Annotated in this window: 15 protein-coding genes; 3 read left to right on the top strand and 12 right to left on the bottom strand. The window is 67.6% G+C overall.

From position 1 onward, the window contains the following. Window positions 1-107: 107 nt before the first annotated feature. Entirely contained in the window at window positions 108-1,775 is a 1,668-nt protein-coding gene (locus M0765_RS04710) for an adenylate/guanylate cyclase domain-containing protein (RefSeq protein WP_258502293.1), read from the bottom strand. Between the two features lie 29 nt (window positions 1,776-1,804). On the opposite strand from M0765_RS04710, the gene M0765_RS04705 reads away from it, so the two are divergent. Next, the gene (locus tag M0765_RS04705) at window positions 1,805-2,554 is read left to right on the top strand and encodes a Crp/Fnr family transcriptional regulator (RefSeq protein WP_258502292.1); all 750 of its coding nucleotides are present in this window, start codon (window positions 1,805-1,807) and stop codon (window positions 2,552-2,554) included. An 18-nt stretch (window positions 2,555-2,572) separates the two neighbouring features. On the opposite strand, the gene M0765_RS04700 is transcribed toward M0765_RS04705, so the two are convergent. After that, window positions 2,573-3,046 carry a DoxX family protein gene (locus M0765_RS04700; RefSeq protein WP_258502289.1) on the bottom strand — a complete coding sequence of 158 codons (474 nt, stop codon included), beginning with the start codon at window positions 3,044-3,046 and terminating at the stop codon, window positions 2,573-2,575. Between the two features lie 223 nt (window positions 3,047-3,269). Between M0765_RS04700 and M0765_RS04695 the strand changes: the two genes are divergently transcribed. Next, window positions 3,270-4,028: a sulfite exporter TauE/SafE family protein gene (locus tag M0765_RS04695; RefSeq protein WP_258502288.1), complete on the top strand. Its 759-nt coding sequence runs from the start codon at window positions 3,270-3,272 to the stop codon at window positions 4,026-4,028. A gap of 15 nt (window positions 4,029-4,043) precedes the next feature. Here the strand turns inward: M0765_RS04695 and M0765_RS04690 are convergent, their stop codons facing one another. The 4 genes from M0765_RS04690 to M0765_RS04675 all read right to left on the bottom strand — a co-directional run bounded on the left by M0765_RS04690 (window position 4,044) and on the right by M0765_RS04675 (window position 6,883). After that, window positions 4,044-4,403, bottom strand: coding sequence for a DUF1428 domain-containing protein (locus M0765_RS04690; RefSeq protein WP_157615781.1), 360 nt, complete (start codon window positions 4,401-4,403; stop codon window positions 4,044-4,046). 64 nt (window positions 4,404-4,467) lie between these two features. After that, entirely contained in the window at window positions 4,468-5,973 is a 1,506-nt protein-coding gene (locus tag M0765_RS04685; RefSeq protein WP_258502287.1) for a DHA2 family efflux MFS transporter permease subunit, read from the bottom strand. 37 nt (window positions 5,974-6,010) lie between these two features. Beyond that, the gene (locus tag M0765_RS04680) at window positions 6,011-6,430 is read right to left on the bottom strand and encodes a VOC family protein (protein ID WP_258502286.1); all 420 of its coding nucleotides are present in this window, start codon (window positions 6,428-6,430) and stop codon (window positions 6,011-6,013) included. 18 nt (window positions 6,431-6,448) lie between these two features. Then, window positions 6,449-6,883, bottom strand: a complete 435-nt coding sequence (locus M0765_RS04675; protein WP_126747087.1) for a VOC family protein — start codon at window positions 6,881-6,883, stop codon at window positions 6,449-6,451. 126 nt (window positions 6,884-7,009) lie between these two features. On the opposite strand from M0765_RS04675, the gene M0765_RS04670 reads away from it, so the two are divergent. Then, a complete protein-coding gene (locus M0765_RS04670) occupies window positions 7,010-7,672 on the top strand; it encodes a TetR/AcrR family transcriptional regulator (RefSeq protein WP_258502285.1) in 663 nt (220 codons plus the stop codon). 24 nt (window positions 7,673-7,696) lie between these two features. Here the strand turns inward: M0765_RS04670 and M0765_RS04665 are convergent, their stop codons facing one another. From M0765_RS04665 to M0765_RS04640, 6 genes are read right to left on the bottom strand one after another with little or no spacing between them, the layout of a single operon-like run. Then, window positions 7,697-8,188 (bottom strand): MarR family winged helix-turn-helix transcriptional regulator, encoded by a 492-nt coding sequence (locus tag M0765_RS04665; protein WP_258502284.1) that lies wholly within the window; start codon window positions 8,186-8,188, stop codon window positions 7,697-7,699. A gap of 46 nt (window positions 8,189-8,234) precedes the next feature. Beyond that, window positions 8,235-9,986 (bottom strand): acyl-CoA dehydrogenase family protein, encoded by a 1,752-nt coding sequence (locus M0765_RS04660; RefSeq protein ID WP_258502283.1) that lies wholly within the window; start codon window positions 9,984-9,986, stop codon window positions 8,235-8,237. 21 nt (window positions 9,987-10,007) lie between these two features. Beyond that, on the bottom strand, window positions 10,008-10,997 hold the full coding sequence (locus M0765_RS04655; RefSeq protein WP_258502282.1) for a Bug family tripartite tricarboxylate transporter substrate binding protein: 990 nt from the start codon (window positions 10,995-10,997) through the stop codon (window positions 10,008-10,010). Between the two features lie 35 nt (window positions 10,998-11,032). Further along, window positions 11,033-11,797 (bottom strand): SDR family NAD(P)-dependent oxidoreductase, encoded by a 765-nt coding sequence (locus tag M0765_RS04650; RefSeq protein ID WP_126747082.1) that lies wholly within the window; start codon window positions 11,795-11,797, stop codon window positions 11,033-11,035. Between the two features lie 23 nt (window positions 11,798-11,820). After that, window positions 11,821-13,674 (bottom strand): feruloyl-CoA synthase, encoded by a 1,854-nt coding sequence (locus M0765_RS04645; protein WP_258502281.1) that lies wholly within the window; start codon window positions 13,672-13,674, stop codon window positions 11,821-11,823. After that, window positions 13,671-14,444 carry a crotonase/enoyl-CoA hydratase family protein gene (locus M0765_RS04640; protein ID WP_157615762.1) on the bottom strand — a complete coding sequence of 258 codons (774 nt, stop codon included), beginning with the start codon at window positions 14,442-14,444 and terminating at the stop codon, window positions 13,671-13,673. The genes M0765_RS04645 and M0765_RS04640 overlap by 4 nt, the downstream gene beginning before the upstream one ends. Between the last annotated feature and the right edge of the window lie 16 nt (window positions 14,445-14,460).

Below are 14,460 nucleotides of genomic sequence, written 5' to 3'. Positions count from 1 at the left end.
CTTGACTGAAAGTGGTGTGGTCGGCGGACATTCGTCGTTGCCACAGATGCAGTGTGAAACCGCGCCGCAGCCTGCGCTGTGCGTTTGCGCACCGCTTTTGGCAACTGCTACAGGGGCGCTGCCAAGGGGGCGTGCTGCGAACAGATCACCGCAAGTGGTTCGGAGCGCCCGCGCACCACCAGCGTATCGACCTGCTCCGCGGGGTGCGCCAGGCCGGCCTGCTGCGCCGCGAACAGCGAAACCACCAGTCGCGATGCGGCGGCCTTGGAATGGTCCTGCAGCCGGCTTGCCGTGTTGACCACTTCGCCGATGGCGGTGAAGGTGGTCGTGTCGAGGTAGCCCACTTCGCCCACTGCCGCGCGCCCGGCGTGCAGGCCCATGCCAAAGTCCAGCCGCTGGCCGAACTGGGCCTCGAAGCCTTCGCTCCAGGCGTCCATGCGCTCGCCGATGAGCTCGGTCGCGCGTAGCGCCTGGCGGCATGCGGTGGGCAGGTCGGTCTCGAGTCCGAAGATCGCCATCACGCTGTCGCCGATGAACTGGTTAGGCACGCCGCCGCTTTCGCGCACGGCGGCACCCACCGTCGCAAAGTAGCGGTCGAGCACATAGGCCAGGTCGAATGGCCATTGCCGCTCCGACAAGCCCGACCAGCGCCGCAGGTCCACGAACAGGATGGCCACGTCGCGCTCGCGTCCGAAGCTGCTGACCGGCGCGGGCCGGCCGCCGTTGGGCGGTGGCGCAAACAGCGGAGTGACCTCGATGTCGCCGCGGGGCCGCAGCTGGCAGGCCAGCCGCACGTCGCCGGGCGCACGCACGCGCTCCAGCGTTCGCTGCTCGTCACGGCCCGGCTCGCCGATGTGTTCGGCAGGGCCGAGCACGCGCACGCGGCAGGTCGAGCAGCGCGCCCGCCCGCCGCACACCGAAAGATGGGCGATGCCGTGCGAGCGGCTCGCTTCCAGCACGCTCCAGCCGCGCGGCACTTGTACCGTGCGGCCCGGATAGCGCAGCGAAACCGAAAGCCCGCGCGGCCGGCGCGCCAGCCAGTGGCGTGCTCCAAACGCCGCCAGCAGGGCGGCCAGGCCAAGTGCGTAGAAGACCTCGATGCCGGTTTCCACGGCGTCGAGCGTGCGGCCCTGGGCCGCGTTCGGCACCACCGCGGGCGGCACGCCGGTCCACTGGAACTCGCGTCCCATGGAGACGAAACCCATCGCCGCGGCAAGGGGCAGCACGACTGCCAAGGCAAGCAGCAGATGGGAGAAGCGGCGGTAGCCCGGCCGTGCCCGCAGCGCAAAGTGCATGCCGATGCAGCCGTGGATCCAGGCCGCGAACATCATGGTGAACTGCGCCGTGGCGCCCGGCAGGTTCCACCGGCCCCAAACCACGCGCGCATAGGAACCTTCGATGCCGTAAGCCTGGTAGGCGCCGCGCATGGCCGTCACGTGGGCGATCAGCAGCAGCGGCAGCGCGAAGCCCAGCAGAATGCGCAGGCCCTCCAGCGGCGGCATGCGCAGCGTGCGGCGCTCCCACAGCGCGGCCACGGCAAGCGCCAGGTGAACGGTGGCGGCACCGTACAGCAGCAGCGTGCCCGGCAGGCTGTGCCAGAAGTGCTGCACGCCGCGCAGCACCGTCTCGGCCGCGGCAAAGGAGACGATGCCCAGCGAATGGTTGAGCAAATGCGCCGTCACATAGGCCATCAGCACCAGCCCGCTCGCCCAGCGGAGATTGCGCCGGGTCGGCAGTCTCGGCAAAAAAAGGGCTTGGGGGGAACGTCTGTCCATGAACGGGTTCGAAGGGGCACCCGAGCATAATGCGCGCGCCCCTCTCACCCGGCATGGCCCCAACCACTCCTTCGACCACTCTTCGTTCCAGCCTTGCGCTGCGCCGCATCGCGCTGCTCGAGGGGCTTTCCGACCAGCGCCTGGACCTGCTCGCGCAGCAGTGCCTGTGGCACAGCGTGGAGGCCGGCAAGCCGCTGCTGCTGCGCGCCGAGCAGCAAGGCGACGTGTTCCTGCTGGTCTCGGGGCGGGTGCGGGTGACCACTTATTCGGCCAACGGACGGCAGGTGACTTTCAGGGATTCGGAAGCCGGCGAGCACTTCGGCGACATTGCCGCCCTTGACGGCGGGCCGCGCTCCGCCGACGTGGTCACCCTCGAACCCAGCGTCCTCGCCAGCCTCGACCGGCTTTCCTTCATGGCGCTGCTGCGCGACGAGCCGGTGGTGGCCGAGCGCGTGATGCAGCGGCTCGCTTCACTGGTGCGACAGCTGTCGGAACGCGTGATCGACCTGAGCACGCTGGGTGTGCAGAACCGCCTGCATGCCGAGCTGCTGCGGCTCGCACGAATCGCGGGCGTGGAAGGCAACCAGTCGAGGCTCGACCCGGCGCCCAAGCACGCGGCCCTGGCCAGCCAGATCAGCACCAACCGCGAGCAGGTGACGCGCGAACTCAATGTGCTGGTACGCAGCGGCGTGCTGCGCAAGGACGGCAAGGCCCTGCTGGTGGCCGACGCCGCGCGGCTCGAGCGCATGGTGTCGCAAGTGCGCGGCGACGCGGGTTGAGCCAGCGGCCTGGCCGGATCAGTTCCAGCGGCCGCGCAAACCGCCCAGGCTGAAGCGGCCCGCACCCAGCAGCACCACGGCCAGCGCGCCGAACAGGTACAGGCCCTGCAGTTCCAGCGCCCAGCCACCCTGCTTGGTCAGGGCGAACAGGTCGGCCATGTGCACCAGGCCAAAGGCCGCGAGCATGTTGATGACGACCACGCCGGCGGCGGCGCGGGTCCAGAAGCCGGCAATCATGAGCAGAGGCGCCACGATCTCGCCCACGTATACCAGGTAGGCCAGCCCGCCCGGCAGGCCGGCCTTCACCAGCATGGCGCTGACGAAGCCCACGCCGGCCGAAATCTTGAAAATACCGTGCAGCAGCACCAGCACGCCGATGGCCACGCGCAGCAGCAGCTTGCCGGAATCGTCCAGCGTGGCGGGCGAGGGAGAAGCGAACGAAGATGCGATCGGCGCACGCGCGGAGTCGGCGGCTACGGCCTGGGTGTTCATGGCAGATCCTTGAGGAATGTTGAAGCCCGCCGCGGAGTGCGGCGGTTGCAGTTCCAGTGTGCGCAGCCGCGGCCGGCACGGCTGTGCGTTTACGCACACGTTTGCACAGGTGCCCGAAGAATCCTGCAGGCCCGGCGCCGTCCTGCTACGCTTGCACCGCCCGCCACACGGCGGGCTTTTTTCTGCGCCGCCACACGGCGGGCTTTTTCTGCGCAGCCTTCCCATGCTCTTTCCTGTCATCACCGATCCGCACTTCTATGCGGTTGCCGTTCCGGCCGTGCTGTTGCTCGGCATCAGCAAGAGCGGGTTCGGCGCCGGCTTCGGTTCGCTCGCGGTGCCGCTGATGGCGCTCGCGGTCACGGTGCCGCAGGCCGCGGCCATCCTGATGCCGCTGCTGCTGTTGATGGACTTGCTCGGGATTGCCGCCTTCCGGCGCGACTTCGACCGGGCGCTGCTCAAGTTCCTGGTTCCGTTCGGGCTGCTCGGCACGGTCATCGGCACGCTCTTGTTCCGAACGCTTTCGGCCCCCACCGTGGCGGGCATCGTCGGCGTGTTCACGCTGCTGTTTCTTGCGCAGCGGCTGGTGTTTCCGCCCAAGCCGGACGACCCGCTGCCTTCGCGCGCCGTGGGCGCGGCGCTCACCGCGGTCTCGGGTTTCACGAGCTTCATTGCCCACGCCGGCGGGCCGCCCATCAACGCCTATGTAATCCCGCTGCGGCTCAAGCCGGTGGTGTTCACGGCCACCATGGCCTACTTCTTCTTCGTGGTGAACCTGAGCAAGTGGATTCCGTACGCCTGGCTCGGCCTCATCGACCTGCGCACCCTGGCCACATCGGCGGTGCTGATGCCTCTTGCGCCGCTCGGCGTGTGGGTCGGCATTCGCATTGCGCGGCGTATCAGCGCCACATGGTTCTACCGCTTCCTGTACCTCGGCATGCTGCTGACCGGGCTCAAGCTCGTCTACGACGGGTTTCTTGCCTGAGCCCGGCGCGCCCGGTCAGAACTCGACGATCGACTTGAACCCGCCGAAGATCATCCGCTTCGCATCGAAGGGCATGGTCTTCGGGTCCATCGCGGCAATGCGCGGGTCGGCCATGACCTTGGCGTTGACCGTGTCGCGGTGCTTGCGCGACTTGTAGACGATCCACGAGAACGCCACCGTTTCGTCCGCCTTCTGCTTCACGCTCTGCGGAAACGAAGTGAGCTTGCCGGGCTTCACATCGTCGGCAATGCACTCCACGTATTCGAGCGCGCCGTATTCCATCCAGATCTTGCCGGCCTTGCGCGCGAGCTTGCGGTAAGCCTCGACGTTGTTCGAGGGAACGGGAACGAGAAAGCCATCGACATAGCGAGCCATTGGAAGTCTCCTTGAAAGAAAAGGAAAGTAGAAAAGAAAAGCGGGCCGCCGAACGGGCGTGCCCTCAAGATGCCGCCGCACGGTTTGCCGTGCTTGCGGATGCCGCGGCCTCTTCGTTGTTGATGTTGTTGCTGTTGTTCTTGTCGTTCTGAGTCGACCCCGGAGATGCGGTGCGAAGCAGCAATGCCCCGAGCAATCCCGCCAGCGCCGCAAACACGGCGCCGACAAGAAACGCAAGGTTGTAGCCGCCGGTGAGGGCAAGAGGCAACTGCGCCCCGGCTGCCTGCATGGAGCCGGTGCGCGCCGCGGCGGCACTGGCCAGCACGGCAAGGCCGAGTGCGCCGCCCATCATGAAGGCGGTGTTCACCACGCCCGAGGCCAGGCCCGAATCGGCCGGGTCGACCTCGCTCATGGCCGCGAGCAGCACCGGGTTGAATGCCATGCCCGCGCCCAGGCCGAGCAGCATCATCCCGGGCAGCACGTCCACGACGAAGCTGCCGTTGACCGGCGCACGCGCGAAGAGCGCAAGACCGATGGCCGCGAGCCAGAGCCCGGCCGCAAGCGGCTTGCGGATGCCGAAGCGCATCACCAGCCTGGCCGAGAGGCCGAGCGAGAACACCGCCATGATGATGTTGGCCGGCAGGAAGGCGAGGCCGATCTGCATCGGCGTGTAGTTCAGCACCAGCTGCATGTAGAGCGCGGAAATGAAGAACCACGCGAACATTGCCGCCGCCCACAGCACGCCCACCACGTTGGCGACCGACACGCTGCGCAGGCGAAAGAGGCCCAGCGGCATCAGCGGATGCTGCACGCGTGCCTCGATGGTGATGAAGATCGCGAGCAGCACCACCGCAGCGCCGAGCAGGCCCAGCGTTTGCGTGGAGCCCCAGCCGGCTTCGTTGCCGTTGACCACGCCGTAGACCGCGAGCATGAGCGACAGCGTGACGGTGACGGCGCCCGCCACGTCGAGCTTTTCGCCGTGCGCCTGGCCGCGCGCGTTGGGCAGCAGCGCCACGCACAGCGCATACACCGCCACGCCGATCGGCAGGTTCACCAGAAAGATCCAGTGCCAGCTCAGCGAGCTCGTGAGCAGGCCGCCCAGCAGCACGCCGATACTGCCGCCGCCCGCGCAAACGAAGCCGTACACGCCCATCGCCTTCGCGCGGTCGGCCGGTTCGGTGAACAGGTTCATGATCAGCGAGAGCGAGACGGCCGAAACCACCGCGCCGCCCAGCCCCTGCACCGCGCGCGCCGCAATCAGCACGCCTTGCGAATTGGCAATGCCGCAGGCCAGCGACGCAAGCGTGAAGAGCACAAGGCCGATGAGGAAGAGCCTGCGGTGCCCATACAGGTCGCCGAGCCGCCCGCCCAGCAGCAGGAAGCCGCCGAAGGTCAGCATGTAGGCGTTCACCACCCAGACCAGCGAGGTCTCGGTAAAGCCCAGGTCGGTGCGGATCGAAGGCAGCGCCACGTTCACGATCGTGGTGTCGAGCACGATCATCAGCACGCCAAGGCACAGCACCATCAATGCGAGCCAGCGCTTGCGGTTGTTGTCGAGTGTGTCGGTCATGAAGAGTGATTCCCTGCAGCTTGCGAGTGACGCGGATTCAGACCAGCGGCTTGCCGCCGTTGATGAGCCACGGCGTGCCGAAGCGGTCGGTCACCATGCCGAAGCCTTCGACCCAGAAGGTTTTCTCGAAAGGCATGGAGACGGTGCCACCTTCGGCGAAGGCGTCGAACACGCGGCGCGCTTCGGCAACGGTCTCGAGCGTCAGCGCAACGCCGAAGCCCTTCATGCCTTCGTAGGTCTGTCCGGGCATGGTGTCGGAGGCCATGAGCATGCCGTCGCCGTAGGCAAGGGACGCATGCATGATGCGCTTCTTGACGTCGTCCGGCATCTGCCCGGTATCGGGCGCTTCGCCGATGGTCATCATCATCTGCATGGTGCCGCCGAGCGTCTTCTCGTAGAAGCGCATGGCTTCGGCTGCATTGCCGTCGAACGTGAGGTAAGCGTGGATGGGAGACATGGTGTTTCCTTTCGGCGGTTACTTTTGTGAGTCCACCACCAGCATCCAGCCGATGCCGAAGCGGTCGGTGAGCATGCCGAAGCTGGAGCTGAAAAACGTCGGCGTCAGCGGCTGCATCACCTGGCCGCCATCGGCCAGCGCGTCGAACCATTGGCGCGCCTCGGCGTCTGTGCTGGCGCTGAGGGCGAGCATGATGCCCTTGAATTCCGCCTGACCGGAACACCGTCCGTCGGAAGCCATCAGCTCGGTTTCGCCGATGCGCAAGACGGAATGCATCACCTTGTCGGCGGCGGGCATGCCGCCGGCGCAACCTGCTTCGGCTTCGCCCGCCGGCATTTCGGGCGCATCGCTGTAGCGCATGAGCTGCACGACTTCGGCGCCGAGCGCCTTCTTGTAGAACGCGATGGCTTCGTCGCAGCGGCCTTCGAACGACAGATAAGACTGGACTTTCATGGCAGATCCTTTGGACTGAGGAGAAAGGGTGCGCAGAAGACCTGCGCGAATACGGAATACCTAGTTTGTGTACACCGTCCACAAAGAATAGCAGACATAATGGACACTGTCCACATGGAGATTCCGATGAGCCCCCCCGTCGTTCCGCCCGCCCCCGTTCCGCCTGCCGCCCGAAGTACCTACCGGCATGGCGACTTGCGACGGGCGCTGCTCGAAGCGGGCGTGGAGCTGGCGCGCGACGGCGGCCCCGATGCGGTGGCGCTGCGCGAGGTGACGCGGCGCGCGGGCGTGGTGCCCAACGCGGCGTACAGGCACTTTGCAAGCCGGCGGGAACTGCTGCTGGCGGTGCGGGCGGCCGCGCTCTCGGCGGCCGCCGTCTCCATGGAAAAGGAACTGGCGGTGCTGCCCCGCGAACAGCCGCCGCTGGACTTCGCGCGGGCGCAGGTGCGGGCCATCGGCACGGCCTACCTGCGTTTCGCGCAGGCCGAGCCGGGGCTTTTTCGCACGGCTTTCGTGGTCTCGTCCGAAGATGCCGAAGGCGAGGTGGGCCCGGCGAGCGTGGGCGCCAGCGGGATGGGGCCGTTTCAGCTGCTGGGCGCCGCGATCGACCGGCTCGTGGAGGCGGGCGCGCTCGAGGCTTCGCGCCGGCCTGATGCCGAGTACCTGGCCTGGTCGGCCGTGCACGGGCTGGCACTGCTGATCATCGACGGGCCGCTGAAAGGCATTGGCGCCGAAGCGGCCCACGCGCTCGGGCAGCGCCTGATCGACATGGTGGAGCGCGGCCTCTAGCTGCAGCTCCCCGGAGGCGGAGGGCTACAGGTAGATCTTCTGCAGCAGCCGGATCAGCGTTTCGCGCTCGCGCGCTGTGAGCCGTGCGCTGGCATCGGCCTCGAGCTGCATCACCGTCTGCTCGGCCTCGCGGATCAGCTTGTCGCCCGCTTCGGTGAGATGCAGGCCGACGGCGCGGCCGTCGTGCGGATGCGGCTTGCGCTCGATGAGTCCGCGGCTGTCCAGCGTGGCCACCAGGCTCACCAGGTTGGGCGGCAGTATGTCGAGCGTGTTGCACAGCTGGCGCGACGTGGCGCCCGGGTTGTGCGCCAGCAGCGAGAGCACCGAAAAGTCGATCTGCTTGAGTCCGTAGGGCGCCATGCGTTCGGCGAATACGCCGCTGATGATCAGCCAGGCGCGGCGCGCGTTATAGCCGACCAGGGCTTCGAGCATGCGGGCGTCGAGCCGGTCGGACTTGCCGTTGCCAGGCGCTGCCGGCTCTGCCTTGGCGGAACTGTTTTTGGATGGACGAGGCATGGCCCGAGCGTAACCCGCGGCCGGCCCAGTCGGGGTTCCGTCAGCTTTAAGTACCGGAGGTTTTTGCAGCGTCGTGCGACATGGCAACGCCTTCGCAGGCGCGCTTGACGATGCCCAGCCGCATTTCGAACTCGGGCAGCACCCAGCGCCGGAATGCCGCGGCGGGGCCGGCCCTGGCGGCGCGTTCCGCATCGGGTGTCTCGGCCGCATCGATGCGCGCCCAGGCCCAGGCCATCAGGGTGAGCATCACCACGCGCAGGTAGTCGTCGGCCACTTCATAGGGCAGCACGGGGTTGGCATGCGCGGCCATGGCAATGGTGGTGCCCAGGTAGCGCAGCTGCGCGAGCCGCCGCTGCACGTCGGCATCGGCCTCCCGAGAGGCGTCGAGCGTGTCGCGCAGTTCGAGCAGCACGGCCGACATGGCGGCGCCGGCGTCGGGCAGCACCTTGCGCACCAGCAGGTCGATCGCCTGGATCTCGTTGGTGCCCTCGTAGATCATGGTGACGCGTGCATCGCGCACGATCTGCTCGATGCCCCATTCGCGCACATAGCCGTGGCCGCCGAACACCTGGAGGCATTCGCTCGCGCCATGGAATGCCTGCTGCGTGCAGGCGGCCTTCAGGACCGGGGTGACCAGCGAGCACCAGCGCTGCGCGCGGTCGCGCGCCTTGGCGTTGGCATCGTGCATGGCCACGTCGAGCATCAGCGCGGTGCGGTAGGCGAGCGTGCGCCCGGCTTCGACCCAGGCGCGTTGCGTATCCAGAATGCGCCGGATGGCTGGATGTTCGGCGATCAGGTCGGCGGCTTCGCTGCCTCGGCTTGCGGGCACTGTGCCGGGCGCGCGCATCTGGCGGCGCTCCGCGGCGTAGGCGTCGGCCTTCTGCCAGGCGGCATCGAGCAGGCCGACGCCCTGCAGCGCCACATGCAGGCGCGCCGCGTTCATCATCACGAACATCGCGGCCAGGCCGCGGCCCGCCTCGCCGACCAGCCAGCCCGTGGCTCCGTCGAAGCGCATGACGCAGGTCGGGCTGCCGTGCAGGCCCATTTTTTCTTCGATCCGTTCGCAGTGCACCGCGTTGCGCGTGCCGTCTTCCAGCTGCTTGGGCACCAACACCAGCGACAGGCCCTTGGGCCCGGCGGGCGCATCGGGCAAGCGGCAGAGCACCAGGTGCACGATGTTCGGCGTCAGGTCGTGCTCACCGCCTGAAATGAAGATCTTGCCGCCGCTCACGCGAAAGCTGCCGTCGGCCTGCGGCACGGCGCGCGTGCGCACCTGGCCCAGGTCGCTGCCTGCGTGGGCTTCGGTCAGGCACATGGTGGCGAGCCATTCGCCGGTGGCGATCTTCGAAAGGTAGCGGGCCTTCAGTTCGTCGCTGCCGTGGTGCTTGAGGCAGGCATAGGCGCCGTGCAGAAGCCCGGGTGCCATGGTGAACCCGTGGTTTGCCGCGCTCAGCCATTCGAAGAGGACGGCTTCGAGCACGGTCGGCAAACCTTGGCCTCCGTCTTCCGGCGCCGCCGAAAGGCTGGGCCAGCCGCCGTCGACCAGTGCCCGGTAGGCCTCGCGAAAGCCTGGCGGCGTGGTGACTTCGCCTTGGCTGAAACGGCAGCCGATCTCGTCTCCACCCCGGTTCGATGGCGCCACCGCCTCGGCCACGAAGCGGGCGGCTTCCTCCAGCACCTGGGCCTGCAGCGCCTCGTCGACTTCGGCAAAGGGCGCGAGCGCGCCCAGCCGCACAGGCGCATCGAGCACCGCGTTCAGGATGAATCGGCTGTCTTCGGGGCGGGGGCGGTAATCCATCGAGATATCAGGAACAGAGGATCAGGATTCGGCGGTGAAGCCGATCTTCTTGACCAGCGGGCCCCAGCGTTCGTATTCGGACTGAAGCGATTTCTTCATGTCTTCGGGTGAGGAGCCGTGCGCGATGAGGCCGACCGACAGCAGGCCATCGGCCACGGTCTTGTCCTTGAGGGCAGCCTGGATCGCGGTGCTGGCGGCGGCGACGACGCTGGCCGGCGTCTTGGCGGGCACGAAAAAGCCGAACCATTCGTCGGCCACAATTTCCGGAAAGCCCTGCTCGACGAAGGTGGGCACGTCGGGCAGGTAGGCCACGCGCTGCGCACCCGAGGTGGCGAGCACGCGCAGCTTGCCGGCCTTGGCGAAGGGCAGGTAGTCGCCCACCGGCGTCATGCTCGATGCGATCTGCCCGCCCACCACGTCGTTGATGGCGGGCAGTGAGCCGCGGTAGGGAATGTGGCGCAGGTCGGTGCCGCTGTTCAGGCCGAGCAGCGCACCGAGGAAGTGCGGCGTCGAGCCCGCGCCCGGCGAGCCATAGCTGGCCTGGCCGGGGTTGGCCTTGGCCCAGGCGATGTAGTCTTTCAGCGTCTTCACAGTGGCCGGCACCATCGGTCCGACCGCCAGGCCGTGCGTCATGACGGCGCCGATGGAAACGGGCGCGAAATCGGCAAGGCCGTAGCTCAGCTTGGTATAGATGTGCGGGTAGGTCGACAGCGCGGAGGCCTGCGCGAGGCACAGCACCGAGCCGTCGGCTACCGAAGTCTTGAGCGTTTCGAGCGCAATGCGACCGCCGGCGCCGGGCTTGTTCTCGACCACAGCATTGGTCTTCGAGAACGGCGTATCGCCGAGCTTCTCGGCCACGCGCCGGGCCACGCTGTCGCCCGCGCTGCCGGCCGGAAAGCCGTAGTAGATCTTTGCTTGCTGCACGGCTTGGGCGAGTGCGGCAAGCGGATGCAGGGCGCCGAATGCGGCTGCGCCGCCGAGTGCTGTCACGAACTGACGTCGATTGGTCATGGTCTTGTCTCCTGTATTTTTTCGAGGGGCTGGAATCAGCGCGGCGCCATGCGCAAGGCGCCGTCGAGGCGAATCACTTCGCCGTTCAAATGCCCGTTGGTCACGATGTGGCAGGCCAGCTCGGCGAATTCCGAAGGCTTGCCCAGGCGCGGCGGAAACGGAATAGATGCAGCCAGCGATTGCTGCACGGCTTCGGGCAGCTCCATCAGGAGCGGCGTGGCAAAGAGGCCCGGCGCCACGGTGCACACGCGAATGGCGTGCTGCGCCAGGTCGCGCGCCATCGGCAGCGTCATGCCGACCAGGCCGCCCTTCGATGCGCTGTAGGCCTGCTGGCCCACCTGGCCGTCGAAGGCCGCCACCGACGCGGTAAAGAGCATCACACCCTTTTCGCCGTTGTCGAGCGCATCGAGCTTGGCGCAGCGCGCTGCGAACAGGCGCGCCATGTTGTAGCCGCCGATCAAGTTGATATTGACCACGCGCACGAAGTCTTCGAGCGGCGCCGGGTTGCCGTCCTTGCCGACGATGCGCTTCGCGCTGCCGATGCCGGCCACGTTCATGAGAATGCGCGCGGGGCCGTGCGCCGCCGCGGCCTTGTCGAGCGCGGCATTGACGCTCTCGGTGTCGGTGATGTCGCAGACACACGCCACGCCACCGATCTCCGAAGCCACCTTTTCGGCGAGCTCCGCATTGCGGTCGAGCACGGCCACCTTGGCGCCCAGCCGCGAGAGTTCGCGCGCGGTGGCTTCACCGAGGCCCGATGCGCCGCCGGTGACGAGTGCTGCTTGTCCTTCGATCTTCATGGTGTGTGTCTCCTGGATGTGGGTCAGCGGGGCTTCAGGGTGAAGGGCAGGGTGTCGGCATGCAGCGCCTCGACCAGGTGGGCGCGGTGCTTGAGTACGGCACGCTGGTTGATGGAGCCCTTGTCGGTCACTTCGCCCTTGTCGATGGAAGGCGGCTCGGCCATCAGGTGCAGCCGCGCAATGCGATTGGCGCTGCCGGTGCCCATGGCCGCCAGTTCGTTGGCAACCTGCTGGAAGTGCGCCTGCACCGGCGCGCTTTCGAGCACCTGCTGCATCGTTGCGTCTGCCGGCAGGCCGGCGAGCTCGCGCACCTTCTGCGTGGGGAAAATCAGCGCACCGACTTCCTTGAGGTTGATGCCGGTCAGCACCGCGTCTTGCACATAGGGTGCACCGGCCGCGATGATCTTTGCGCGCAGCGGGCCCACGCTCACGAAGGTGCCGGTGGCCAGCTTGAAATCCTCGGCAATGCGGCCGTCGAAGCGCAAGCCGCGGTGGATGTTGTTCTCGTCGATCCACTTCACCGCGTCGCCGGTGCAGAAGAAGCCCTCTTCGTCCAGCGCCTCCGCCGTGGCCTCTGGCGCACGCCAATAGCCGGGCGTGATGTTGGGGCCGCGGTAGCGCACCTCGGTCTTGCCATCGACCTGGATCAGCTTGAGTTCGATGCCCGCCGCGGGCAGGCCGATGTCGCCCGACTTGACCTCGGGGCCGGTGACATACAGCGCGAATGGGCCCGACTCGGTCATGCCCAGGCCCGTGCCCATGACGATGCGCTCGCCCACTTCGGCTTCTTGCGTGCGGTGCAGGCTGTCCCAGATGGGCTGCGCGAGCGCCGCGCCGGAATAGAAGAACATCTTCACGCGCGACAGCAGGTTGCGGCGCAGCACCGCATCGGTTTCCATCGCGTGCGCAATGGCCTCGAAGCCGGTCGGCACGTTGAAGTAGATGGTGGGCGCGATCTCGCGCAGGTTGCGCAGCGTCTCGGCCATGCCGCCGGGAGTGGGCTTGCCGTCGTCGATGTAGAGCGTGCCGCCGTTGTCCAGCACGATGCCCACGTTGTGGTTGCCGCCGAAGGTGTGGTTCCACGGCAGCCAGTCGACCAGCACCGGCGGCTCCTCGCCGAGCGCGGGAATCGATTGCCGCAGCTGCTGCTGGTTGGCGCACCACATGCGGTGCGTGTTGATCACCGCCTTGGGCATCTTGGTGGAGCCCGAGGTGAAGAGAAACTTGGTGATGGTGTCCGGCCCGGTGGCGCGCATCGCGGCGTCGATGGCCGGTGTTGCGGGCGTGGCGGCGAGTGCGTCCAGGCTGGTGGTGGCGCGGCCTTCGAGCTGGCCTTCGGCGAGGACGACTTCGGTGTCGGCCGGCACCACGGCCTGGATGGCGCGGGCATAGCGCGCGGCGTCGGCGGCGAACACGAGGCCGGGCGTGAGCGTCTCCAGCACGTGGCGCAGCTTTTCGAAGTCCTGGCTCACCAGGGAGTAGGGCGGCGACACGGGGCAATACGGCACGCCGGCATAGAGGCAGCCCAGGGCCAGCAGCGCGTGTTCGATGCTGTTCTCGCTGAGGATCGCGACCGGGCGGTCCGGGCTCAGGCCGCGATCGAGCAGGGCCTGGCCGATGCTGCGGGCCTTCTGCAGCGCCTCGGCGTAGCTCACGCGCTGCCAATCGCCGGTGCTGCCGTCGGCCAGCCGCTCGCGGCGGGCGATGAAGGTGCGCTCGGGCGCCGCTTCGGCCCAGTGCGCCAGGCGGTCGGTCATGCGGTCGCGATAAGGGCCGAGCTCTGTTTCGGCGCGCAGGTACTGCGTGCCCGGCGCGCCTTCGCGCAGCACTGCGCGGGTAACGCCGAACGCCAGCGGACGGTATCGGATCGTGGTCATCCCTTGCTCACCTTGGCGCCGCGGCCTTCGAGGAAATCGCGCACGCGCTCCTTGGCCTCCGGCGCGTTCTGCACGATGCCGGACATCAGCGCCTCGGTAAAGAAGCCGTGGTCGGCCGACTGCTCGGCAATGCGCGGCAGCGCATGCATGAGCGCGTAATTGGTGAGCGGCGCGTTGGTGGCAATGCGCTTGGCGAGTTCGAAGGCCTTGTCGAAGGCCGCGCCTTCGTCGACCAGGTATTGCGCAAAGTTGGCGCGCTCGCCGTCTTCCGCGTTGTAGACGCGGCCGGTCATCATCATGTCGGTCATGCGGGCCACGCCAATCAGCTTGGGAATGCGCACCGAGCCGCCGCCGCCCACGAAGATGCCGCGTGAGCCCTCGGGCAGCGCGTAGAAGGTGGAGCGGTCGGCCACGCGGATGTGGCAGGCGCTGGCCAGCTCCAGGCCGCCGCCCACCACCGCGCCGTGCAGCGCGGCAACCACCGGCACCGGGCCGTGCTGGATGAGGTCGAGCGCGGCATGCCACAGGCGCGAATGCTGCATGCCCTGACCCGCGTCGCGCTCTTTCAGTTCGCTCAGGTCGAGGCCGGCGCAGAAGTGCGGGCCTTCGCCGTCGAGCACTGCCGCGCGCACCGTGGAGGGCAGGGTCTCGAAGGTATTGCGCAACGCGAGGATCAACCCGTCCGAAAGGGCATTGCGTTTGGCGCCGCGCGTCAGGCGAACGATGGCGACTTCGTCGCGAATGTCGAGTTGGAGGTCGGGATTGGTCATGATTGCATTCGTGTGT

The sequence above is a fragment of the Variovorax sp. S12S4 genome, from assembly GCF_023195515.1.
Classification (GTDB): domain Bacteria; phylum Pseudomonadota; class Gammaproteobacteria; order Burkholderiales; family Burkholderiaceae_C; genus Variovorax.
Note: the sequence above shows the minus strand (reverse complement) of the source record. Positions and strands in the feature narration are given on the sequence as shown.